The 21704-nt window shown below is 66.8% G+C and carries 18 protein-coding genes; 13 read left to right on the top strand and 5 right to left on the bottom strand.

Features of this window, described 5'->3' with window-relative positions:
* The coding region (gene metK / locus VFW84_RS03840) for a methionine adenosyltransferase (protein WP_329679110.1) at nucleotides 1–719 on the bottom strand (719 nt) is incomplete at its 3' end.
* A gap of 245 nt (nucleotides 720–964) precedes the next feature.
* Between metK and VFW84_RS03835 the strand changes: the two genes are divergently transcribed.
* The 11 genes from VFW84_RS03835 to VFW84_RS03785 all read left to right on the top strand — a co-directional run bounded on the left by VFW84_RS03835 (nucleotide 965) and on the right by VFW84_RS03785 (nucleotide 16058).
* Nucleotides 965–1870, top strand: coding sequence for a lysophospholipid acyltransferase family protein (locus VFW84_RS03835; protein WP_329679109.1), 906 nt, complete (start codon nucleotides 965–967; stop codon nucleotides 1868–1870).
* Entirely contained in the window at nucleotides 1867–2763 is an 897-nt protein-coding gene (locus VFW84_RS03830; protein ID WP_329679108.1) for a lipid A biosynthesis acyltransferase, read from the top strand. The genes VFW84_RS03835 and VFW84_RS03830 overlap by 4 nt, the downstream gene beginning before the upstream one ends.
* A 147-nt stretch (nucleotides 2764–2910) precedes the next feature.
* Nucleotides 2911–4494 (top strand): methyl-accepting chemotaxis protein, encoded by a 1584-nt coding sequence (locus VFW84_RS03825; protein ID WP_329679107.1) that lies wholly within the window; start codon nucleotides 2911–2913, stop codon nucleotides 4492–4494.
* A gap of 203 nt (nucleotides 4495–4697) precedes the next feature.
* A complete protein-coding gene (locus tag VFW84_RS03820) occupies nucleotides 4698–7946 on the top strand; it encodes a response regulator (RefSeq protein WP_329679106.1) in 3249 nt (1082 codons plus the stop codon).
* 17 nt (nucleotides 7947–7963) lie between these two features.
* Complete coding sequence (gene dapF / locus VFW84_RS03815; protein ID WP_329679105.1) at nucleotides 7964–8827, top strand: diaminopimelate epimerase; 864 nt, start codon at nucleotides 7964–7966, stop codon at nucleotides 8825–8827.
* Between the two features lie 7 nt (nucleotides 8828–8834).
* Nucleotides 8835–9515 (top strand): DUF484 family protein, encoded by a 681-nt coding sequence (locus VFW84_RS03810; RefSeq protein ID WP_329679104.1) that lies wholly within the window; start codon nucleotides 8835–8837, stop codon nucleotides 9513–9515.
* A 7-nt stretch (nucleotides 9516–9522) separates the two neighbouring features.
* The gene (locus tag VFW84_RS03805) at nucleotides 9523–10521 is read left to right on the top strand and encodes a tyrosine recombinase XerC (protein WP_329679103.1); all 999 of its coding nucleotides are present in this window, start codon (nucleotides 9523–9525) and stop codon (nucleotides 10519–10521) included.
* Between the two features lie 158 nt (nucleotides 10522–10679).
* Entirely contained in the window at nucleotides 10680–11774 is a 1095-nt protein-coding gene (locus VFW84_RS03800; protein WP_329679102.1) for an AraC family transcriptional regulator, read from the top strand.
* A 120-nt stretch (nucleotides 11775–11894) separates the two neighbouring features.
* Nucleotides 11895–12719 carry an HDOD domain-containing protein gene (locus tag VFW84_RS03795; RefSeq protein WP_329679101.1) on the top strand — a complete coding sequence of 275 codons (825 nt, stop codon included), beginning with the start codon at nucleotides 11895–11897 and terminating at the stop codon, nucleotides 12717–12719.
* A gap of 214 nt (nucleotides 12720–12933) precedes the next feature.
* Nucleotides 12934–14040 carry a PEP-CTERM sorting domain-containing protein gene (locus tag VFW84_RS03790; protein ID WP_329679100.1) on the top strand — a complete coding sequence of 369 codons (1107 nt, stop codon included), beginning with the start codon at nucleotides 12934–12936 and terminating at the stop codon, nucleotides 14038–14040.
* Between the two features lie 77 nt (nucleotides 14041–14117).
* The gene (locus VFW84_RS03785; protein ID WP_329679099.1) at nucleotides 14118–16058 is read left to right on the top strand and encodes an ATP-binding protein; all 1941 of its coding nucleotides are present in this window, start codon (nucleotides 14118–14120) and stop codon (nucleotides 16056–16058) included.
* Here VFW84_RS03785 and VFW84_RS03780 read toward each other — a convergent pair.
* The 3 genes from VFW84_RS03780 to VFW84_RS03770 form a co-directional block, all read right to left on the bottom strand.
* The gene (locus VFW84_RS03780; RefSeq protein ID WP_329679098.1) at nucleotides 16048–16629 is read right to left on the bottom strand and encodes a YceI family protein; all 582 of its coding nucleotides are present in this window, start codon (nucleotides 16627–16629) and stop codon (nucleotides 16048–16050) included. The genes VFW84_RS03785 and VFW84_RS03780 overlap by 11 nt on opposite strands.
* A gap of 64 nt (nucleotides 16630–16693) precedes the next feature.
* Nucleotides 16694–17311, bottom strand: coding sequence for a YceI family protein (locus VFW84_RS03775; protein ID WP_329679097.1), 618 nt, complete (start codon nucleotides 17309–17311; stop codon nucleotides 16694–16696).
* 10 nt (nucleotides 17312–17321) lie between these two features.
* Nucleotides 17322–17879 carry a cytochrome b gene (locus tag VFW84_RS03770; RefSeq protein WP_329679096.1) on the bottom strand — a complete coding sequence of 186 codons (558 nt, stop codon included), beginning with the start codon at nucleotides 17877–17879 and terminating at the stop codon, nucleotides 17322–17324.
* Nucleotides 17880–18083: 204 nt separating this feature from the next.
* On the opposite strand from VFW84_RS03770, the gene VFW84_RS03765 reads away from it, so the two are divergent.
* Nucleotides 18084–19241, top strand: coding sequence for a GGDEF domain-containing protein (locus tag VFW84_RS03765; protein WP_329679095.1), 1158 nt, complete (start codon nucleotides 18084–18086; stop codon nucleotides 19239–19241).
* Nucleotides 19242–19388: 147 nt separating this feature from the next.
* Nucleotides 19389–21590, top strand: coding sequence for an ATP-binding protein (locus VFW84_RS03760; protein WP_329679094.1), 2202 nt, complete (start codon nucleotides 19389–19391; stop codon nucleotides 21588–21590).
* Here the strand turns inward: VFW84_RS03760 and VFW84_RS03755 are convergent.
* The coding region (locus tag VFW84_RS03755) for a flavin reductase family protein (protein ID WP_329679111.1) at nucleotides 21571–21704 on the bottom strand (134 nt) is incomplete at its 5' end. The genes VFW84_RS03760 and VFW84_RS03755 overlap by 20 nt on opposite strands.

Raw genomic sequence — 21704 nt, 5'->3', positions numbered from 1 at the left:
AAACGACCCGTCGGGTTGATCAGGTACTTGGTCTCGCTGGTGAGCCACTCCTTGGGCAGCACGGGCTTGATCAGCTCTTCGCGGATGGCTTCATAGAAGCTGTCCTTCATCTTGGTGGCCGTCTCGGACTGGTCCGGGCTGTGCTGGGTCGACAGCACGATGGTGTCAATGCTGTGGGGCTTGCCGTCCACATAACGCATCGTCACCTGGCTCTTGGCATCCGGGCGCAGGAAGGGCAGACGGCCGTCCTTGCGCAACTGGGCCTGGCGCTCGACCAGACGGTGGGCGTAGTAGATCGGCGCGGGCATCAGCTCGGGCGTCTCGTCACAGGCATAGCCGAACATCAGGCCCTGGTCACCGGCGCCGATGTTGAGGTAGTCGTCGCTGGCGCGGTCCACGCCCTGGGCGATGTCGTTGGACTGCTTGTCGTAGGCCACCAGCACGGCACAGCCCTTGTAGTCGATGCCGTACTCGGTGTTGTCGTAGCCGATGCGCTTGATCGTGTCGCGGGCCACCTGGATGTAATCCACATTGGCCTGCGTGGTGATCTCGCCGGCCAGCACGACCAGACCGGTGTTGGTCAGGGTCTCGGCGGCCACGCGGGAGAGGGGGTCCTGTGCCAGGATGGCGTCCAGGATGGCGTCAGAGATCTGGTCGGCCACCTTGTCGGGGTGACCTTCAGAGACGGACTCGGAAGTGAAGAGGAAATCGTTCGACACGCTGTGTGCTCCAAAAAAAATGACATGGTCCTCGGCGTCGCCGGGGCTGTGGAGTCATCACTCTGGGCAGCGGCGAACGCTTTAGCGGCATTTGTGAATCGCCCCGCAAGTTGTCCTGTTAACTCGGCGATGGCCGAAGTGTAGCGGATCCGTGGACGGGGCCCAACCCAGAGACATCTGAGGGGCATCAAGAAAAGCGGTCATGCCGGACGACACCGCAGACGATGGCTCTAAGATCGCGTCCCATGTCCCGAGTCTTCTATTCCCTGTCGCGCTGGCCCCTGGGGCTGCTTCACCTGCTGGGCGCATGGATGGGCTGGCTGGCCTATGGTTTGTCGCCGTCCTACCGTCGCCGTCTGGTCGTGCATGCCCGCCAGGCGGGGGTGGGGCGGCGGGCCCGCTGGCAGGCCGTGGGCCATGCCGGCAAGATGGTGGCCGAGCTGCCGCGCCTGTGGGGACGCCCACCCGACGAGGCCCTGGGCTCGCGCGTGCAATGGCGCCAGAGCGAGGCCGTGCAACAGGCCCTGGACGAGGGCCATGGCCTGTTGCTGCTGACGCCGCACCTGGGCTGTTTCGAGATCGTCGCCCAGGCCTACGCCGAGCGCTTTGGGGCCCACAAACCCATCACCGTGCTCTATCGCCCGGCCAAGCAGGCCTGGCTGGCCGGCATCATGGAACACTCGCGCAACCGCCCCGGCATGCTCGCCAGCCCCGCCACCCTGGCCGGGGTGCGGCAGATGCTGCGGGCACTCAAGAAGGGTGAGACCGTGGGCCTGCTGCCCGATCAGGTGCCTCCCGAAGGCATGGGCGAGTGGGCCCCCTTCTTCGGCCAGTCGGCCTACACCATGACCATGGCCGCCAAGCTGGTGGCCCAGACCGGCGCGGCCGTGGTGCTCTTGCGTGGCGAGCGCCTGAGCCTGAGCCAGCGCTGGCGTCAGGGCACGGACTTCATCGTGCACGCGCAGCGCGTGCACCCGGACACCGAAGCCTTGCTCGCCGCTGGCGATGCGGCACAATCGGCCGCCGCCATCAACCGGCTCATGGAAGACCTGATCATGCAGTGCCCTGCGCAGTACCTCTGGGGATACAACCGCTACAAGGCGCCACGCGCCGAGATCCTGACCTCGGCCAAGGGCGAGCGCGCCGCATGAGCACCCTGGGTGCGCGCCTGGCCCTGGGCCTGCTGTGGCTGCTGCACTGGCTGCCGCTGCCGGTGCTGGCAACCCTGGGGCGGGGCCTGGGGGCCTTGCTGCACCGCCTGGCCGGCTCGCGTCGCCGCGTGGCGCTGCGCAACCTGGCCCTGTGCTTCCCGGACATGCCTGAAGCAAAGCGCCGGGCCGTGGTGCGCGCGCACTTCGGCTGGCTGGGGCGCAGTTTCCTGGAGCGCGGCATCCTGTGGTGGGCTTCGCCCGAGCGCATCCGTGGGCTGATCCAGGTCGAAGGCGACATCGGTCTGGCCGAACGCGAGTTCCAGTCCAGCGGCCGCGCGACCATGTGGCTGTGCCCGCACTTCGTCGGGCTGGATGTGGCCGGCGCGGCCATCCTGCTGTGCCAGAGCCGGCCGGGCGCCTCGATCTACCAGGCCCAGAGCAACCCCGTGTTCGACGCCGCCATGCGGCGCGGACGCCTGCGCCTGGGCGACGCCGAGATCTTCCCGCGCAGCGACTCGGTCAAGCCGCTGTTTCGGGCCGTGAAGCAGGGGCGAGGCTTCTTCAATCTGCCGGACATGGATTTCGGGGCCAAGGATGCCGCCTTCGTGCCCTTTTTCGGGGTGCCGGCCGCCACGCTGCTGGCGCCCTCGCGCCTGGCCCGCATGCTCAACATGGTGGTGCAGCCCGTGATCGCCGAGCTGCTGCCCGGCGGGCAAGGCTACAAGGTGCACTTCCTGCCCCCCCTGGAGCACTTCCCGACGGCCGATGCCGAGGCCGACACGCGCCGGCTCAACCAGCACATCGAGGGCTGGATCGGCCAGAACCTGCCCCAGTACCTGTGGGTGCACAAGCGCTTCAAGACCCGCCCGGAAGGCCAGCCCGGGGTGTATTGACCCTGGACAAAGCATGGGCACGCCAGGGGCAAACCCGCAATCCCCAGCTCTCAACTCCCAGGCCCGCATGCCGATACAAGGAGGAGGTCGAACCACCCGGGGCGTATCCCTGGGCTCGACATGGGTCTTAGACAAGAGGAGTACATCATGGCTGCCTGGATCACCTGGCTCCGGGGATTTTCCATCCAGTCCCGTCTGCTGGCCTGCATGGCGCTGGTCGTCGGGATCGGTTGCCTGGTCGGGGGGGTCACCAGTTGGCAGCTGCTCAAGCTGCGGGGTTCACTGGAGAGCTTTGCCCAGCAGGAGTTCGCCGCCACGCAGCGCATGGTCGAGGTCTCCTTGCTGATGGGCCAGATGCGCGGCTCTGAAAACGCCGCCATCATCAACACCGGCGATTCGGTGACCGCCGAAGGGCATGTCAAGGCGTGGAAGGCCCGCATGGCGCACGTGCAGGAGGCCCTCACCGGCCTGGAAAAGGCTGCCCCCACCCCCGAGATCGCCCAGCAGGTCAAAGCCATCCAGGGCAACCTCAAGACCTACGCCGATGGCCTGAGCCCCACGCTGGACCTCATCACGTCCAACGCCATCACGGGTGCCGCCGAGGCCTTCCAGTCCACGGCCGAGATCCGCATGCAGGCCGATGCGGTGGAAGCCGCCATGGTCAAACTGGCCGGTGACGTCAAGAAACTGGCCAACGCACGCAGCGAGGCCAGCAACCAGACGGCCACCACCTCCATCATCGTGCTGTGGGCCATGCTGATGTCACCGGGCATCATCTTCCTGCCCCTGATGGGCCTGTCCATTGCCTCGATCACCGGGCCGCTCAAGCGGGCCGAAGTCATCACGGCCGCCATCGCCCACGGCGACCTGACCCACGACATCAATCCCCGCGGTCGCGACGAGATCGCCCGCTTGATGATGTCGATGAAGGCCATGCAGGACGGCTTGCGCGAGATGGTGGCCTCCGTGCGCGAATCCTCCGAGTCCATGCTGACGGCCAGCACCGAGATCGCCGTGGGCAACCAGGACCTGTCCAGCCGCACCGAACAGACGGCCTCGAACCTGCAGGAAACCGCCTCGTCGATGGAGCAGTTGAGCACCACCGTGGACCGCTCGGCCCAGTCGGCCACCCAGGCCAATCAGCTGGCCGACACCGCCAGCCACCGGGCCCAGCACGGCGGCGAGGTGGTGGGCAGCGTGGTGCAGCAGATGGATGCCATCAGCCAGGCCTCGCGCCAGATCGGCGACATCATCGCGGTCATCGACGGCATCGCCTTCCAGACCAATATCCTGGCCCTCAATGCCGCGGTCGAAGCCGCCCGCGCCGGGGAACAAGGCCGTGGCTTTGCCGTGGTGGCCAGCGAGGTGCGCTCACTGGCCCAGCGCAGTGCCCAGGCGGCCAAGGAGATCAAGACCCTGATCAGCCAGTCGGTCGACCGCGTCGAGGTGGGCGCCGAGCGCGTCCGGGCCGCAGGCGCCGTCATGACCGAGATCGTCGACGCCATCGGCCGGGTCACCCATGCCATGGGTGACATCGCCGACTCCACGCAGCAGCAGGCCCAGGGCATCGCCCAGGTCTCTCACGCCGTGACCGACCTGGACCACATGACCCAGCAGAACGCCGCCCTGGTCGAGCAGTCGGCAGCAGCGGCAGAAAGTCTGCGCCAGCAGGCCCAGGCCCTGTCCCAGACCGTGGCCCAGTTCAAGCTCCACGCCAACGCCTCGGTCTGATTCCCACCCCTGTTGCGCCTTTGGCTTCATGCGGATTGTTCATATACTGCAGTCCTGATGTAATCAAAAAAACGGGATGCGGCGTGGACCAGCACCAGCGGGTTCGCGGTTGACTCCACGCAGGGAGAGGCCATTTGTCTAAGCGATTGACGGAGCTGGCAGCGCAGCTGTCACAGTTGTACAAGCACGGATCATCGATCGGCGTGGACTTTGAGACCATTGCCGACCACCTGGCCGTGCACGTGGCCGTCAAGGACGCCGATCTGCGCTACCAGTACATCAACCTGCCCGGGCAACTGGACCGGCTGAGCGGCGGGCCCGCCAGCGAGCACGCCACCGCCCTGCCCCAGGTGTTGGGTGCGGCCCTGAGCGAGCACCTGATGCAAAGTGACCGCAAGGCCCTGGCCAGCCCCACGCCCCTGGTGCAATGGTCCGAGCCACGCCTGCGCGCCGACGGGCAGAGCGAGCGCATTCCGCAGATCAAGGTGGGCCTGCGCACGGAACAGGGCAGCCCCCTGGGCGTGATGGATGTGGCCCCCATGAGCGATCTGAACTCGTCCGACACGACGAACGAAGTGATGCGCATGAACCAGGCCATCGACCTCATCACCGACGTGCTGGGGCTGATGATGCGCTGCGAGGACGAGACCGCCCTGCTGGAGCGGGTGTGCAGCACCCTGGTCGTGCGGGGTGGCTACCTGGGTGCGGCCATCGTGCCGATCGAGGGTGACAAACGCCAGGTCGGGGTGCCCCTGAGCCTGGCGGGGGACCGCGCCGAGCTGACCCTGCCGGGGCCCTTCCTGCTGGACGACCCCGCCTGGGAGCACCACCCCGTGGCGCGTGCCGTCGAACGAGGCCTGTGCGTGATCCACGCCTGCGAAGGCCCCGCCCCCTGGCCGGCCGCCTTCACACCCCGATCGGCCCAGGCACTGCTCGCCTTGCCGCTGCAGTCACAGGACGATGTCTTTGCCGTGCTGCTCATGGCCTGCGAGGGGCACGACACCTTCACCCCCTCGCGCGTGATGCTGCTGCAACGCATGGCCGACGAGTTGTCCCTGGGGCTGGAGCTGCTGCGCTCACGTGCCCGCCTGGCCCAGGAGCGCCGTCAGCGCGACATCCACCTGCGTCAGCAACTGCTGACCTCGCAACGCCTGAGCCTGGCCACCGAGACCGCCGACATCGGTATCTGGGAGTGGGACCTGGCCCGCGGCACCGTCAATCTGGACGAGCGTGTGTCGGCCCAACTGGGTCTGCCCGTGCACATGCGCACCCTGCCGATCGCCACGGTGCAGGGCTGGATCCATCCGGGCGACCGCCAGGCCAATGACACCGCGACCGACACGGTCGCCCAGCAGGGCCTGCCCTGCGACATCACCTTGCGCATCACCCCGCCCGACGGGCGCGAACGCGTGCTGCGCCTGAGCATGTCGGCCCTGAGGGACGAACACAACAACCAGATCACCGGCGTCATGGGGGCCACCCAGGACATGACCGACCATGCCCGGCATGCCCAGCAGTTGCGTGAGCTCGATGCCAAGCTGCGACTGGCCACCGAGGCCACCGGTGTGGGCCTGTGGGAGCTGGACATCGCCACCGACACCGTGCTGCTGGACAAGCGCACCCGCCAGATCTATGGCCTGCCGGACGATGCCGGCCCCCTGGCGCAGTCGGCCTGGTTGAGCTGGGTGCACCCAGGGCAACGCCAGGCCCTGAGCAAGCGCCTGCAGGGCAGCCTGCGCCACCCGACCGTGGGCCAGCTGGAATGCGCCATCACGCCCCCCGACGGGCGACTGCGCCGCGTGCTGGTGAGCTGGGCCAGCACACGCAATGACGAAGGGGTGATCGCCCAGCTCGTGGGCACCCAGGTGGATGTGACCGAACGCCGCCGCGATGAAGCGCGGGTCGAGCAGACCCAGCACCGCCTGGCCCTGATGGCCGGCGCCACCGGCGTGGGCCACTGGCGCTACCACCTGCAAGACGGCTTCAGCTTCGACGAGGCCATGGTGCGCCTGCTCGGCGCCACCGGCAACCCGCCCCCGGCCGCCGCCTGGCTGATGGAGATGTGCCTGCCCGCCGCCCAGCGCGAGGCGCTGGAGCTGGCCCTGATCACGGCCGATGACCACCTCGAAGTGTCCCTGCAGTGGCAGGGTCTCGATGGTCTCTCGCGACATGTCATCTGGATGGGCACGGTGGACCGCGATGCACGCCGCACCGTCATCCGTGGCGAAGGGCTGTGCATCGACGTGACCGTGCAGCAGCAACTGCACGAGGCGCGTCAGGCGCCGCGCAGCCAGGACCATGCGGTCGCCGATCGCACGGCGCTGGCGGCACGGGTGAGCAAGGAGCTGCGCTCTCCGCTCAATGCCATCCTGGGCTTCGTGCAACTGCTGCGGCAGCAGCCCCCGGGCCAGAACAACGGCGAGCAGGACGGCTATCTCGGCGAGGTGGAAAAAGCCGGCTGGCACCTGCTGGATGTGATCAACCAGGCCATGGACCTCTCCCGCATCGAATCGGGCCACACCCCCGTGACGCTGAGCGCGGTGTCCCTGATCGACCTGATCGGCGAATTGCTGCCCCTGGCCGAGCAGCAAGGCAGCCCCCGGCAGGTGCGCATTGACGTCGGGGCCCTGCAGACCTGGCCCAGGGTGCGGGCCGATCGCGCCCTGCTGCGACAGGCCCTGCTCTATCTGGTGGGCCATGCGGTGCAGCACAGTCCGCGCTACGGCCAGGTCACCCTGGCCTTTGAGCATGCGGGCTCGCACGTGCAGCTCACGGTCTCGGACCAGGGCCCCTCCTTGAGCGATGCCCAACTGGCCCGCCTGTTCGAAGCGTACATCCCGCCCTCGGCTGGCGCCACGGCCGAGGGCGCCAGCGCCCCCGACATGCGCCTGGCGATGGCGCACCAGTCCATCGAGGCCATGGGAGGGCAACTCCAGGCCAGCCGCCAGGCCGACGGTGGCACCACCGTGCGACTCACCTTGCCGGCGGCCGCCCCCCTCGATGCACCCGAGGACCCACACATCGAGGTGAGCAGAAGCGCGCCCCCCATCGAACAGCTCCAACCCAACGATGCAGCCTCCGGTCGCCTGCTCTACGTGGAGGACAACCCCAGCAACATCCTGCTGGTGCGCGAATGCCTGGGCCTGCGTCCAGGCATCGAACTGGTGGTGGCCTCCACCATGCAGGAGGGCCTGCAGGCCCTGCGCCAGAGCCGCTTCGATCTGGCCCTGCTCGATCTGCAACTGCCCGATGGCGATGGCTACACCATCCTCAAGCGCCTGCGCGAACAACGGGGGCCGCGTGTGCCCTGCATCGCCCTGACGGCCAGCGCCATGCTCAACGAGCGCAACCGGGCCCTGGAGGCCGGTTTTGACGCCTTCTGGACCAAACCGCTGAACCTGCCCGAGTTCCTGGCCGGCCTGGACCACATCTTGAGCAAACAGCCCCACTGAGCGCGGATAATGCAGCCATGAAGCTGCGCTTTACCAAGATGCACGGCGCGGGCAACGACTTCGTCGTGCTCGACGCCACCCGCGAGCCGCTGCACCTGAGCGCGGCCCAATACCGTTTCATGGCCGACCGGCGCTTTGGCATCGGGGCCGATCAGATCCTGATCGTCGAACCCGGCGACCCCGCGCGCGGCACCGACTTCACCTACCGCATCATGAATGCCGATGGCGGTGAGGTCGAACAATGCGGCAATGGCGCGCGCTGCTTTGCCCGCTTCGTGCACGACCAGGGCCTGAGTCCCAAGGACCGCATCCGTGTGCAGACCATGAAGGCCATCATCGAGCCCTGTCTGCAGGCCGATGGCCGCGTCACGGTCGACATGGGCGAACCCTTCCTGGTGCCCGCCGAGGTGCCCTTCCTGACCGCAGGCCTGACGCCCACCCTGGTCAACGGATGCGAGCTGTGGCCCCTGCCGCTGGCCAACCACCCGGTCGACGTGGCCGTGGTGTCCATGGGCAACCCGCACGCCGTGATGCGCGTCGAGAGCACCGAGCACGCCCCGGTGGACGAGCTGGGCCCCCAGATTGAAAGCCATGAGCGCTTTCCCCGCCGGGTCAACGCCGGCTTCATGGAGGTGGTCGACCGCGGCCACATCCGCCTGCGTGTCTACGAGCGTGGCTCGGGCGAGACCCTGGCCTGCGGCTCGGGCGCCTGCGCCGCCGTGGTGGCCGGCATCCGCCTGGGCTGGCTGGACAGCAGCGTCGACGTCGACACCCGGGGCGGACGCCTCACCATCCGCTGGGCAGGCCCTGGCACGCCGGTCATGATGACCGGCCCGGCCGTCAAGGTGTTTGACGGCGAGATCGACATCCCCGAACTGTGAACCGACCATGACCTTGCAAGGCATCACCGAAGAAGACATCGCCAACTTCCTGATCCACACGCCCGGCTTCTTCGAGCGTCAGGCCCAACTGCTGTCCGCCGTTCAGCTCACCAGTCCGCACGGCCAGCGCGCCGTCTCGCTGCAGGAGCGCCAGATGGAGATGCTGCGCGATCGCATCAAGGGTCTGGAGCGGCGCATCATGGACATGATCCGCCACAGTCAGGAAAACGAGGCCATCGCCCAGCGCCTGCACCACTGGGTGCGCTCGGTGCTGCTGGCCCACGATGACCGCGCCCTGCCCGAAGTGCTCACCCGCGAGCTGCAACACCAGTTCCTGATCCCCCAGGTCGGCGTGCGTCTGTGGGGCACCAGCGCCCACCCGCTCGACAGCCGTTTTGCCGATCTGCCCGCCGCCCAGGCCGTGAGCGACGATGCCCGCAGTTTTGCCCGCAGCCTCACGCTGCCTTATTGCGGCATCAACGCCGGGTTCGAGGCCGCCAAATGGCTGGACGACGCCAGCACCGTGGCCTCCCTGGCCCTGCTGCCCCTGCAGCACGAGGGCGAGGTCTACGGCCTGCTGGTGCTGGGCTCGCCCGACCCCACCCGCTACACCGCCGACATGGGACTGGACTTCCTGACCCAACTGGGCGAGGTGGCCAGCGCGGCGCTGGCGCGTCTGCTGACCTGATCGCCACGTGAACGCCGAGGCCGACACCACCCTGCACCCGGAGGTGGTTCGCCACCTCGATCACCTGCGCGTGCAGCGCCGCCTGGCCGATCGCACGCTGGCACTCTATGGGCAGGCCTTCCAGCGCCTGCAGGCCTTCATGGACCGCGAGGCCTTGAACCTGGCTCAGGTGCGCCCCCACCACGTGCGCGGCTGGACCGCCCGGCTGCATGCCCAGGGCCTGGGCAGCCGCAGCATCGCCATCCACCTGGCGGCTTGGCGAGGCCTGTTCAAGGCGCTGGGGCGCCAAGGCCTGGCCGAACTCAACCCTGTGGACGGCGTGCGCGCGCCCAAGGCCGCCCAACCCCTGCCCAAGGCCCTGTCGGTGGACCACGCCGTGAGTCTGGCCCAGGCCAGTGCCCAGGTGCCCCCCGTCACGGCCACCGGCCAGGCGCGCGCCCGCGCCGAGCGCGAAGCCCCCTGGCTGGCCGCCCGGGACCACGCCATGATCGAGCTGCTCTACAGCAGTGGCCTGCGCAGCGCCGAGCTGATCGCCATGGAAGTGAGTGCTCACAGCGATGCGCCGTGCTGGATCGATCTCGATGCCGGCGAAGCCCATGTGCTGGGCAAGGGGCACAAGCGCCGCTTGGTGCCGGTGGGCGAGGCCGCACTGCGGGCCCTGCGGGCCTGGCTGGCCGTGCGCGAGGAAGTGGCACCCCCGGGCGAAACCGCCTTGTTCATCGGCCGCAACGGCCAGCGCCTGAGCGCCGCCCAGTTGCGCAACCGCCTCAAACAACTGGCGACCCAGGCGGGCCTGCCCACCCATGTGCACCCGCACATGCTGCGCCACAGCTTTGCCAGCCACCTGCTGCAATCGAGCAGCGACCTGCGCGGCGTGCAGGAGTTGCTGGGCCACGCCCACATCAGCACCACCCAGGTCTACACCCGACTGGACTTCCAGCACCTGGCCCAGGCCTATGACGCGGCCCATCCGCGTGCCCGGCGCCGCTCGAAACCCAGCGAGTAAGCCACCACCCGACATGCAACGCGTTGCATGAACACATCGGCAGATGGCAATCCGTCACGCTCAACAAAACCTTTCCGGACAGGCGTTTTTTGTTCCCGGACATAATCAATTCACAACCGACCAGACAAGATGAGAAACCCTGGTCACAGAGGAGTTGTATGTCGAACAGCGTCAAGTTGCCGCCCTGGGATTCCCGTCGAGGCATTGCCACGGCACGCGTGCTGATTCAACTGGGCGTGGACCGGGGTGCACGCGTGGACACCCTGCTGCGACACACCGGCATCGGCATCGATCAGTTGAACGAACCCAAGGCCGAGATCGAGGCGGCCCAGGAGATCCAGCTCATCCGCAACCTGCTGAGCGACACGGGCCACCCGCCCGATCTGGGCCTGGCCGCCGGCCAGCGCTACCGCCTGACCACCTATGGCCTGTGGGGCTATGCGGTGCTGAGCAGCTCCACCCTGGGACATGCCATCCAGCTCACGCGGCGCATGCTCAACCAGACCTTCTCGCTGACACGCAATGTGCTCACCCAGGAGGGTGATCAGATCATCGTGACGCACATGGACGAGCACCTGCCTCCCGATGTGCGTCAGTTCGTGGCCGACCGTGACCGCGCCACCATCATCACGCTGCAGCGCGAGGTGCTGGGCCACCCCCTGCCCTACACGGCCATCCACATGAAGCATCCCGAGCCGGATGCCACCATGGCCCAACGCTACACCGACTGGTTTGGCGTGCGTCCTCACTTTGGCAGCACGCACCATCGCAGCATCTTCCCCGCCACGCTGATGCACGCGCCGCTGCCCCAGGCCGAGCCCGTCACCGTCAAGATGTGCGAGGACATGTGCCGAGCCCTGGTCGAGTCCCGCAGCGCTCGCACGGGTGTGGCCGCCAGTGTGCGTGACCGCCTGCTCAGGACGCCCGGGCACATCCCCGACATGGAAGAGATCGCCGCCGAGATGAAGATCACCTCGCGCACCCTGCGGCGCCACCTCACGGCCGAAGGAGCCACCTTCCGTGCCCTGCTGGAAGAAGTGCGCAGCACCCTGGCCATCGAACTGATGGCCAACGCGCGCCTGACACACGCCGAGATCGCCGAGCGCCTGGGCTACGCCGATGTCACCACCTTCATCGAGGCCTTCCGGCGCTGGAAGGGCATGCCGCCCAGCGAATACCGACGCAGCCAGGGCTGGCGCTCGGGCTCGACGCGCGCCCTGCGCCAGCGCCTGGGCGAGATCAAACCATCCTGAGCCACGCCGCGTGAAGAATTCACGGTGAAACGGGGGGAAGATCCGGTTTTTTGATATTTGAAAATCGGCCCGAGGCGCCTAGACTGATCATCCCAGCACACTTGATCAGCAAAGGCGGCCATGAGCATTGATCCCAAATTGCGGGACTTGAACATCGATCTGCCGGCGTGCCCGTCCACGCTGGTCAAGCTCTCGCTGATGATGGCCGACGAGGGCTGCTCCATGGCCCAGATGTCCGCCCTGATCGAAACCGACATGGCGCTGGCCTCGGCCGTGGTGCGCACCGTCAACTCCGCCATGTTCGGCCTGCTCAAGCGCGTGGAGACCGTGCACGAGGCCATCCGTTACCTGGGCATGGCCCAGGTGGCTGGCCTGACCTACGAGATCGGCCTGCGCGGCGCCTTCCCCCCCACCCCCCTGCTGCAAACGCTGTGGGACCGCGCCGGCATCCGGGGCCTGGCCATGGGCCGCATCGCCCGCCAGCTCGATGTCGACCCCTGGCAGGCCCACACCATGGGCCTGTTCGCCGAAAGCGGCCGGGCCGTGCTGATGGCCTATGACGCCAGCCGCTACGTCAACCTGCAGCACAACCCGCCTGATGAAGCCGCCCTGGGCGCGCTCGAGATCGAAACCTTTGGTGTGAGCCACTCCGCCCTGGGTGCCGCCCTGTGCAAGGCCTGGGGCCTGGCGCGCGAGGTGGCCGATGGCGTGCGCACCCGTGCCCAGGCGCCCAGCCAGTGGGCTTACGAGCGCCCGCCCGTGCGCAAGCTGCTGGCCATCGGCGCGGTGGTCGACGCCCTGCTGCTGGACCCGACCCGCTCGGCCAACCCACAGGCCGTTTGGGAGGAAATGCTGCCCGTGGCCGAGCAGGTGGGCCTGCATTTCGAGGCCTTCCAGTTGGCCACCACCCGGGTGTGCGAGCGCCTGAACATCCCTCAGGCCTGAGGGCCTGGGAAAGACCCTCACCCTACTGCCCCCCCCAAAGGTGGGAGCGCTGTGGTGAACACGCCCCAGAGGGTGGCCCCTGCCTTGACTTGCGGGCTTGACGCCTGACACCCGGTGCTTTTCAATCCTGTGAAGGATTTAACGAAACGCACAGGGATTCCCGCGACCCTCCCGGCCGCTCAGGCCTCCTGTGCACACACAGCCAGGAGTCCACATGTCCTTCCCTATCCGTCCCTCCCTCATGGCGCTGGTCGCCGCCTTGGTGTCCGTCGGCGCGCAGTCCGCCGTGGTGGGCTCGGCCAGCAGCAAGCTGGAAAACCTCCGCGTGGGGGTCATCGACCTCAACCTGGACGACAACGTGGCTGCGGCCGTCAACTGGCAGAGTTCGCATCAGGGGCTGGCACTCACGCCCTCTGTCGTCGGATTTGTCGACACCCCGTATTCCGGAGGGCTGCAGCCCATCTCCCCGGACCTCCTGCCCGTGGCCGCCGACCTGACGTCCCAGGCGCTGCCCTGGTCGACCCAGAGCCTCACCTCGGCCGACGGAGCGAACAGCATCACTCTGGCGGACCACAGCCTTCAGGTCAACGCCAGCCTCGATGCGGATCAGTTCAACGCCGCGTCGATCCACGATATCAGTTCGTACGCCTATGACACCGGCGAGGGGTCGATCGCCACCACGACCTACGACACCACGCGCACCATCGTGGGTGCCAGCAACCAAAGCCGCTTTACCCCGGATGGCACCGTCTACGACGACAACATCTATGACTTTCCTTCGGCCTACTTCGAACTGGCCCCTCATTCCTTGCTGATCCTGCAAGGCATCGCCACCACCACCGTGGACTTCGACTCGACGACGCTGCAAAGCCAGGTCGCCGAGATCAATGCGCAGGGACATTCCTGGGAGAGCGGCACATTCCTGGCCACGGCCGATATCGGCCTGGGGATCGGCTTGCTGAGCACCAACTATGAATGGTCAGATGGCAGCATTGACGATCAGACCTACTGGTACAACTATTCGGATTTCGGCACCAACCCACAGGTGGTGTCCATGAATCTGCAACGCTGGGGAACGATCGACGCCAATGCAACCACACCCGCCAGCACCAGCCGCAGCTTCAGCCTGATCGTGGCCAACACCAGCGATCTGGTCCGCAAAGGGGCGCTCATCGTGCGCATGGAAGCCAAGGTGGACCACACCCTGACCTCCAGCGTCACGGATGTCACCACCACCTTCGCACCGATCCCGGAGCCGGCCACCTACGCCCTGATGGGACTGGGCCTGGTGGGCATCGCCCTGGTACGCCGCCGCGCCTGAACCGCGCGCGGGCTCAAGCCCGCCCCGCTTGCTGCCGATAGCAGAAGGACGACCCTGGTGGTGTCGTCCTTCTGCCCATGCCCCTCCTTCCTGCCTTGGCATCCAGGGTCAGCCCCGAAGACCCGTCCTTGACCCGGCTCATCCAGGCCGAGCGGGTGCGCATGCTCTATGCGCCCACGCCGGTGATGGTGATGATGAGTGCCGCCTTTGCCGTGGCCCTGGGCGTGGTGGTGGGCGACAAGATCGGTTGGTGGACCACCACCCTCTGGGCCTTGGCCTGCGTGCTGATCTGCGCCGTGCGCATGGTGCACTGGTGGGCCTACAGCCGCGCCGAAGACCGCGAAGACCCCCGCTGGCTGAGCAGCCTGGTCATCCTGTGCGGTATTCACGGCGGCATCTGGGGGCTGGCCGGGGTCTGGCTGATGCCGGTGGACGATCTGGTCACCACGGCCATCATCGTCTCCACCCTGATGGGCGCCACCGCCATCTGCACCTTCACCCTGCAAGCCCACATCGGGCCCAATCTGGCCATGAACGTGCCCCAGCTGATGCCGGCCGCCTTCATGCTGCTCACACGCATGGACGCCTTCGGCTGGTTTGGAGCTGCCGGTCTCAGCTTCATGTGCCTGTTCATGATCCTGGAGGGCCACCGGGCCGAGCGCCGCATCTCCGAGCTGCTGTGGCTGCGCTTCACCACCGACCGCATCTCCCAGGAGCGCGCCGAAGCCCTGAAGCTGGCCCAGCGCCACAGCGCCATCAAGGACCAGTTCCTGGCCACCATGAGCCACGAGATGCGCACCCCGCTGCACGGCATCCTCGGGCTGGCCCAGTTGATCCACCAGCGCCTGCCCGCCCGCGCCGGCGTGCTGAGCGATGCGCGACAACATGCCTCGCTGATCCAGCGCTCGGGCGAGCATCTGCTCTCGCTGATCAACGATGTGCTGGATTTCTCTCGCATCGAAGCGGGTCAACTGCATGTGGACCGCAGCCCCTTCGACCTGCGCAGCGTGCTCGACGAGGTGATGGCGCTCTCTCGCGTGACCGCCGCCAGCAAGCAGTTGAGCTTGATCGATGCCATCGACCTGCCACGCCCGTGTCTGGTGGAAGGCGACGCCGCACGCGTGCGCCAGGTGCTCTACAACCTGCTGGGCAATGCCATCAAGTTCACCGACACCGGGCATGTGCGGCTGCGCACCACGCGGCTGGACACACCGCAGGGGCAGCAACTGAATTTCATGATCGAGGACACCGGCGTGGGCATCCCGGCATCCCAGGTCGAGCGGGTCTTTGAAGCCTTTGCCCAGCTCAACGCGAGCTTTGGTCGGCGTCACCAGGGCACCGGCCTGGGGCTGACCATCTCACGCGAGATCGCCCGGGCCATGGGGGGCGACATCACCTGCCAGAGCACGCCAGGCCAGGGCTCGACCTTCACCCTGAGCCTGCCTTTGCCGGCGGCGCAAAGCGACACGCCTGCCGCCACGCTCACACGCCTGCAGCCCCTGAGCGACGATGTGGTGACCCGCCCACTGGACGTGGACGACCGAGCACCGTCAGCATCGACCGCGCCAGAGCGCAGCCTCCCCGCCCCAAGGAGCGACGTGACCCGGCCCGACAGCGCCATGCATGGCCATGTCCTGCTGGTCGAAGACAACCCGGTCAATGCCCTGGTGGCCCAGGCCTCCTTGAGCGAGCTCGGTGTCCAGGTGTCACTGGCCTGCGACGGGCAGGCCGCGCTGGACCTGCTGCTGCAGGCCGATCATGGCTTCGACCTGGTTCTGATGGACTGCCAGATGCCAGTGCTGGACGGCATCGAAGCCACACGCCGGCTCAGGGCCCACGAAAACGAGGTGGGCTGCCCGAATGTGCCGGTGATCGCGCTGACCGCCAACGCCATGCCGCAGGACCGCCAGCGCTGTGCGGCCGCCGGCATGGACGACCACCTCGCCAAGCCCTTCCGCATGGAGGAGCTGCGCGAGGTGCTGGTGCGTCATCTGCACCCGGGACAGGTCACTGCTTGACGGCTTCGACCTGGATGACCAGCTTGATGTCGTTGGGGATGAAGGGCAGGCCGTAGCTCATGCCATAGGCATCGCGCTGAAGGGTGGTCTCGAAGTCACCGCCACACACCTCACGCTTGAGGCGCGGGTTCTCGTAACAACCGAAGCCGGTGGCCTTGAGGGTGACGCTCTGGCGCTTGCCCAACATCGTCAGGTGGCCAGACACCTCGACCACCTTGTCACCGTCGAAGACGAACTTGTCGCCCACGAAGGTGGCCGTGGGGAAGGCCTCGGCATTGAAGAAGTCCTTGCTCTTGAGGTGCCCGTCAAAAGGCGCCGTGCCGGTGTTGATCGAGCCCATGTCGATGGTGATCTCGGCCTTGCCGGTCTTGGCCTCCTTGTCCAGCGTCACCGTGCCCTGCTTCTTGTCAAAGCGCCCCCGGTTGGTGGAGGTGCCGAAATGCTTGGCCTCGAAGGTCACAAACGTGTGGGTGGGGTCGATGGCATAGGTGGCCGGGGCCGCCTGAGCGGCGGAGCTCAGGCAGGCCGCCAGCACGGTGGCACTCAGGATCGAGGCGGTGAAGTGTTTCATGGTGTTCAATCTCCAGGCAAAAGTCACATCGGGTTGCAAAAGAAGTCCATCGGGCACACCCACCTCACAGCGGTGGCAGCCCCTGCAGCAGGAGCTTGAAGCGCACCTGCACGTCGTTGGCGACCACCGAGGGGTCGGCCCAGTCGCCATCGCCGATCTTGAAATCCAGCCGTTTGAGCTTGAAGCTGCCGGTGGCGGTGGCCTGCGCCCCGGTCGACGTCAGGCTGACCGGCACCACCAGTTCACGCGAGACGCCCTTGATGCTCAGGGCACCGCTGACCTCGTAGCGTCCCGGCCCCACGGCCTGGATGCGCCGCGAGACGAACTGCGCCTTGGGGAACTTGCCGGTGTTGAACCACTCGGGTTTGAGCAGTTCGGCATCCGTTTCCGCGTTGATGGCCACGCTGCCCAGATCGATCTGGAAACTCACATGCCCGGTCTGGGGCTGACGCGGATCCAGCGCGATCTGCGCCTCAAAGCGTTTGAATCGCCCCTCCAGGGGCACGCCGATCTGGGTGGCCGTGAAGCTCACCTCGCTGCCGGCAGCCTGCAGACGCGCCACCGGCGGAGCGCTCGCCGCAGGGGCCTTGGGCGGCGCGGCAGCCATCGCCGACGAGACACTCATCGACATCAGCAGGGTCAGGAGGGCCAGGCGTGCTGGCCGGGGGGGCATCGGGCTCATTCGTGTCCTTTCAGCGTCCGGGACGCATGCGATCGATCAGGCCGTCGCGGTCGACAAACTGGTGCTTGAGCGCTGCGGCCACATGCAGGGCGACCAGGCCCATCAGGGCAAAGGCAGCGATCTCATGCACTTCCTTGAGGGTGTGGGCCAGGGCCTCGTCCTTGCCGACCAGATCGGGCAGGGGCAACACGCCGAACCACACGATGGGGAACCCCTTGGCAGAGCTGTAGGCCCAACCGGCCAGCGGCACGACAAAGAACAGCAGGTACATCAGGTGGTGGGTGCCATGGAAAGCCGCCATCTGCCAGCCCGGCATGGCCCGGCGGATCGCCTCGGGCAAGGCGGGCGGGCGATGGGTCCAGCGCCACAACAGGCGCGCCACCGACAGCAGCAAGATGGTCACACCGGCCCACTTGTGCCAGTTGATCAGCTTGAGCTTGGCGGGCGAAAAGGGCAGGTCCGACAGGTACACGCCCATGCCGAAGGCGCCGATGATGGCCAGGGCCAGCACCCAATGCAGGGCCATGGCCACCGGGGTGTAGCGGGGCGATGTGTGGTGGTGGTTCATGCTCACTCCTCTGGATGGGCAGATTAATGCAGCGCATGCGATTGGGGATGCGCCCTCTTTCATCTCAGCATTCAATCTGTTTGAATGCAAGGTACGGCAAGTATCAAATCTTTCAGATCGCCCCTCAATCCCTCGGGGCATCTGCCGAAAACACAGTCAAGGCTGCTGCTGTGCGCCACAGCCGCTTAACTTACAGGGCCGCACATGACCACATCATCTGTCAAGCGCATCGCCGACCTCCTGCTGGGCACCGAGCCCAAACAGCGGTTGCGCATCTATCGCTCTTTGATGGCCGCATCCGTCTACTTGGTCTGCGTGGCCCTGCAGGGCTATGCCTGTCTGGCGGGCTTCATGCACTGGACATCGGCGGCGATCCTGTCGAGCCTGATCGTGCTGAACATCCTCTTCTGGTATGGCGTGATGCGCTCGGGGTTCAATCTGCGCTTCGAAGATCCCGCCCTGACCTTGCCACAGATCCTCTCGGCCCTGACCGTGATCGCGGGTGCCTATGCGATCACGGGCCCCGTGCACGGCTCGACCCTGATGCTGCTGGCCCTGGTGCTGGTGTTCGGTATCTTCAACATGAAGGCCCAGGGTGCCCGCATTGCCAGTGTCTACACCCTGGTGATCATGGGCGTCACGATCGCCATCAAGTCACGCACCGAGCCAGATCACTTCCCGATCAAGCTGGAGATCGCCCATTTTGTGCTGGTGGCCTCCATCGTGCCCACCATCTCCTCACTGGCGGCGCAGTTGTCCAACCTGCGTGCCAAGCTGCAGAACCAGAAGGAAGAGCTGAGCCAGGCCCTCAGCCGCATCCAGATCCTGGCCACCCGCGACGAGCTGACCGGCCTGTACAACCGCCGTCACATGATGGACGTGCTCAACCAGCACCAAAAGCGCCTGATGCGCACGGGCTATCACCGCTTCTGCCTGGCCATCATCGACATCGACTTCTTCAAGCGCATCAACGACACGCATGGCCACGGCGTGGGTGACGAGGTGCTGCGCAACTTCGCCCAGTCGGCCGCCGCGGTGCTGCGCGAAACGGATGTCATTGCACGCTGGGGTGGCGAGGAATTCCTGGTCCTGCTCAACGACACCCACACCAGCCAGGCCACCATCGGGCTGGACCGCATCCGCGAACATCTGGAAAAGACCCTGTTGGTGCCCGCCCTGCCCGACCTGCGGCCCACCTTCTCCGCCGGCCTCACGGGCTACTCGACCGATGAGCCCCTGCACACCTGCATCGAGCGGGCCGACCGGGCCCTCTACCGGGCCAAGGCCGAGGGCCGCAACCGCACGGTGGTGGTCGACACCATCGAGCCCCAGGCCGAGCCCGCCGCCGAAGCCGTGGCATGAATGCGGCAGAGGCGCTTGCTGAACACCGCCGTTCTGTGACACAGTCAGGCCCATTGTGCTGTCGCGCCACCCGCCAGCGCGATGCAGGAGAGGTCACGCCCCACAAGACGCAGGCGTGATGCGGTGGTCGGGTCTCGCAGTGTCCCTATGCCAAGCCGCCCTTTTGACAGAACTCCGGCCTCCCTGAACGAGTTGGTGCAGCAACTGAGCGCCCGCTATGTGCGCGGCGCCTCCTTCAGCGACATCTTCGAAGCCCTCCTGCCCGACCTGCTCGCGGTCACCGACAGCAGCATGGGTTTCATCGCACATCTGGGGCACGACGATCAGGGCCCCTTGCTGCAGGCGGTGGCGCACAGCACGCAGCACTGGCAGACCACGGCCCCGTCCACGGTCTTCACGGATCTGGGACAAGGGCATCTGGTGTTTCGGGACTTCGACACCTTGTTCGGCCAGGTCATCACCACCGGACAGACCCTGATCACCAACGACGTCCCAAACGACCCACGCGCCAAGGGCACCCCTCCCGGACATGCCCCGCTGCACCAGTTCCTGGGCATCCCTTTGCACCATGGCGGCACCCTGGTGGGCATGCTGGCGCTGGCCAACCGGCCGGCCGGCTATGACCTGGCACTGGTCGACGATCTGCGTGCGGTCGTCAGCGTCCTGGCCAACATCGTCGGCGCCATCGACCTGGAGCGGGCCAATCGCGAAGCTTCGCTCGCCCGCAGTCAGGCGCAAGACAGCCTCAAGCGCAACGAGGCCTACTACGAACAGATGTTCGAGGCCGCCGGCGTGGGCATTGCCTGCGTGACGCCTGAGGGCCAGATCCTGAGCATCAACCAGCGTTATGCCGACATCTGCCAGCGGCCTCGCAGCGACTTGCTGCGCCTGAACCTGCTGGACATCACCCACCCGGAGGACCTCGCCGTCAACCAGGCCCTGCTACAGGCCACCTTGCAGGGCCACCAGGACCGCTACACCATGGACAAACGCTACCTGGTCCCCCAGGGCGGCGAGGTCTGGGTACAGATCAATGCGGTGCTGGTGCGCAACGAACTGGGGCAGCCGCAGCACTTCGTCACGGTGGCCGAGGACATCAGCGAGCGCAAACGCTACCAGGAGGCCATCCTCAGCGCCCAGGCCGCCGAGCGTGCCAGCAAGGCCAAGACGGAGTTCCTCTCCCGCATGAGCCACGAGTTGCGCACCCCGCTCAATGCCATGCTGGGTTTTGCGCAACTGCTGCGGGTGGATCCGCGCCATCCACTGATGGAGCCGCAACTGCAGAAGGTGCGCTACATCGAGCAGGCCGGCGCGCACCTGCTGGCCATGCTCACCGATGTGCTGGACCTCTCCCGCATCGAGGCGGGCAGCCTGCCGCTGTCACTGGAGCCCCTGCGCATCGCCGAGGTCGTCCAGGAGGCACTGACCCTGGTCGCGCACCAGGGGGCGGAGCGCGGCATCGCCTTGTCGCAGACGGACATCGACCCGACCTTGCATGTGCGTGCCGATCAGGTGCGGCTGCGCCAGATCCTGGTCAATCTGCTGTCCAACGCCATCAAGTACAACCGACCTCAGGGGCAGGTGCGCGTTGAAGTGCAACCCTTGGGCACCCACGTGATGGTGGCCGTGCATGACACCGGCATGGGCTTGAGCCCCGAGCAGCAGGCGCATCTCTTCGAGCCCTTCAACCGCCTGGGGGCCGAGCGCACGGGGGTGGAAGGCACGGGCATCGGCCTGGTCATCGTGCAAAGGCTCATCACCCTGATGAACGGCCGCATCGAGGTCAGCAGCCTGCCTGAGCAGGGTTCGGTCTTCCGCATCGTGCTGCCCTGGGTCGCCAGCCCGACACTGGACGGCATCGACGGCACCGGCCCTCGCAGCGGCTTTGGAGAGCTCTCTGGCCTGGGGGTCGAGTGCCGCCCGCTCACCGTGCTCTACGCCGAGGACAACGCGGTCAATGTCGAACTGGTGCGTCATGTCCTGCGCATGCGCCCGCAGTGGCAGCTGGAGGTGGCCACCAACGGGGCCGATGCCATCGAAATGGCCTTGACCCAACCGCCCGATTTGCTGTTGCTGGACATGCACCTGGGCGACATGACGGGCCTGGATGTGGCCGATGCGCTCTCGCGCCATCCGCACACCATGGGCTTGTGCAAGGTCGCCCTGTCCGCCGATGTGATGCCCGATCAGGTGCGTGCCACCCGCGAGCGCGGCTTCATGGACTATCTCACCAAACCGCTAGAAGTGCCGCGCCTGCTCAAGCTGCTGGACGCCATGGCACCTCTGGAAGAAGCCGGGCCCCTTGATCAAGCCCCCCCGGCCTCTGCGGTCACAGCGGCAGATCGGTGAAGAAACGCCCGCCGTGGAACAGCAGGGGCACGGCCCCCACGCGGCGCTGGCAATGGGTGACCTCGCCGACGAAGATCAGGTGATCGCCCTCGTCATGCGTGCTGCGAGGGTGGC

The organism is Aquabacterium sp. (assembly GCF_036279655.1).
Classification (GTDB): domain Bacteria; phylum Pseudomonadota; class Gammaproteobacteria; order Burkholderiales; family Burkholderiaceae_C; genus Aquabacterium.
This window is presented reverse-complemented; position numbering and strand designations above follow the sequence as displayed.